The organism is Pseudoalteromonas sp. Isolate6 (assembly GCF_022398435.1).
GTDB classification, from domain to species: domain Bacteria; phylum Pseudomonadota; class Gammaproteobacteria; order Enterobacterales; family Alteromonadaceae; genus Pseudoalteromonas; species Pseudoalteromonas galatheae.
This window is the reverse complement of sequence record NZ_JAKEVK010000343.1, coordinates 1-2,428: the sequence shown is the minus strand read 5'-3', so window position 1 is coordinate 2,428 and position 2,428 is coordinate 1. Positions and strand designations below refer to the sequence as shown.

The 2,428-nt window shown below is 40.2% G+C and carries 3 protein-coding genes; 2 read left to right on the top strand and 1 reads right to left on the bottom strand.

The window, feature by feature from the left end; all coding sequences use genetic code 11:
- The first annotated feature begins 157 nt into the window (after positions 1-157).
- Together L1D50_RS22670 and cdd are read left to right on the top strand one after the other, a co-directional pair.
- Positions 158-475 carry a hypothetical protein gene (locus L1D50_RS22670; protein WP_235956687.1) on the top strand — a complete coding sequence of 106 codons (318 nt, stop codon included), beginning with the start codon at positions 158-160 and terminating at the stop codon, positions 473-475.
- Positions 476-518: 43 nt separating this feature from the next.
- Positions 519-1,385 carry a cytidine deaminase gene (gene cdd, locus L1D50_RS22665; RefSeq protein WP_239966899.1) on the top strand — a complete coding sequence of 289 codons (867 nt, stop codon included), beginning with the start codon at positions 519-521 and terminating at the stop codon, positions 1,383-1,385.
- Positions 1,386-1,411: 26 nt separating this feature from the next.
- Here cdd and udp read toward each other — a convergent pair whose 3' ends face one another.
- Positions 1,412-2,170 (bottom strand): uridine phosphorylase, encoded by a 759-nt coding sequence (gene udp / locus L1D50_RS22660; RefSeq protein ID WP_128726654.1) that lies wholly within the window; start codon positions 2,168-2,170, stop codon positions 1,412-1,414.
- Positions 2,171-2,428 lie beyond the last annotated feature (258 nt).

The window sequence follows — 2,428 nt, the reverse complement described above, 5'->3', positions numbered from 1 at the left end:
GTATATTTATTGACAGTAATTCTCATTGATTTAAAATGCGCGGCTGGTTTAACCAGTCATTTTATTTGTTTTATTCAAGAATTGTCGGTTGATAGGTCTACGATACATGCACAAAATTTCTACTAGTGTCACATTTGATGAGTGTAACGATCTGATTATGATGAAGGTCAGAGGTGTTGCGAGTGCAAACGATGTGGTCTCAGCATACGAGAAAGCAAATCTATATGCTAAAAAGCATAATAGTAGTAAAGTACTAGTGGATGTCAGTGAACTTGAGCATCGCTTTGCTGCGATCGATATTGTCAACATAATGCCAAAAGTTGCACACAACATTGGCAACATGCATATTGCAAGGGTTGTTGGCTTTGAAGGTTATATGCATGATCTTTTTCTTCAGAAAATTAAACGTTTTAATATCAGCGCTGAAAACTTTGAGTGTTTTAAATCTGCAAGAGAATGGTTGAGTCGGTTGTAACTCTTGCGTAAACTATCCTGCCATAGATAAACATGACAACAATATGGCAAAGATAGAACCATCAATAAAAAGTGCGTTAACGCAATACGCCACTGCACAGCGTGGGATAATTAGTTATTCCCAGTTAACACAATACCAAAATCGCTTTAATTTATCTGATCTCGAGCTTGAAGCTGCTTTGCTTGAAGTTGCTGCTGGGTTTGCTACACCTCCTATTTCGCAATTTTATGTTGGTGCCATCGCGTGGGATGATAAATCTCATCAAGCGTTTTTGGGGGCGAATTTAGAGTTCTCACACCAAGCACTTTCTTTAGTTGTTCATGCTGAGCAAGCGGCAATTAACAATGCATGGTTAAATGGTGCAATTGAAATCTCTAAAATGACGATCAACGCCGCGCCTTGCGGGTTTTGTCGCCAATTTATGAATGAACTAAACACCGCAAAGAAACTTGAGATTTTATTGCCGACAGGCAAAACCTCGCTCTGTGATTTGCTGCCGACTTCCTTTGGTCCGGACGATCTGGGTAACAGTGAAAAACTTTTTTCTCAAACACATCATTTAGCTGAGGATAAAGCTTTGCCTGAATTAATTAGTGCTGCGCTTTATCATCATTATCTTAGTGCTTATTGTCCCTACACACATAATCAAAGTGCCGTGGAAATTAAACTAGACAGTGGCGAGTGTTTTTATGGACGTTATGCTGAAAATGCGGCTTATAATCCAAGCTTGTCACCATTACAAAGTGCACTAAGCCAACTAGCGATGTCGGGTAAAGTATTATCTGAGGTAAATGTGGCAGGGATCACTTTGCTAGAAAAGCAAGGCTTTGCAAATCAGTTGCAAGTAAGTCTAGCGGTGTTACAGGCATACAATGCTGAGCATTTACTAACACATATAGAGATTGAGTAATCACTCAATCTCTATATCTTCAGCGATTATTTCGAAAGTAAGATTTCAGCTGCTTTTAGCACAGCTGTGACGGCTTTCTTTTCAACAGCTTGATGGTCAACGTTGGGGATCTCTTGGCGTGTTCTGTTTACTAATACACCTGCAAGACATGCGGACTTCAATCCAAGTGCTGCACACATGGTAAACAATGTCGCAGATTCCATCTCATAATTCATCACGTTAAGCTTTTGCCATTCTGCACATAAACCCTGATACGCCTTTCTAACGTAGCCTGAGTATGTGTCATAACGTTCTTGCCCTGGGTAGAAAGTATCACTAGACGCCGTAATACCGACATGATGGGTAATACCTAATGATTCACAGGCTTGTACCATAGCGGCTGTAGTGTGGAAATCAGAAACCGCAGGAAACTCAATTGGCGCAAAATGCTGGCTAGCGCCATCTAAACGCACTGATGCCGTACTCACCAATATATCACCTTCATTGATATGTGGTTGAATTGCGCCAGTTGTACCTATGCGTAAAAAAGTAGTGATGCCAAGCTGCGCTAACTCTTCTACTGCAATTGACGTAGATGGGCCGCCTATACCAGTTGAGCAAATTACCACAGGACTTTCATTTAAAAAGCCAAGGTAAATATGAAATTCGCGCGTTTGTGCTAAGCAGACAGGAGAATCGAGATATTCAGAGATGCGTTTTGAGCGCTCGGGATCACCCGGAACAATTGCCAGTGAAGCGCCTTGTAGGTCGGCTTTCGTAAGACCTAAGTGAAATACCTTTTCCATAGTAAACCTTAGTTATAATTAAAGCGTAATGTTTATAGTTAACGGCTATCAAGTACAGGACAGATGTCCTATTTAAGCGTGAGGTGTTTAAATTATACCAATCGTATTAAGTAAATGAGCGATTTTGAAGTGGGGAAATAGTGTTTAGTAGCATGCTCTTGCGTCCTGCCACTGACAAGCTATCTACATCCGTATAAGCAAAGAAAAGTTTTTCTAATCATTTGTTTTAATTAAAAAACTTAAAACACGCTTATATGA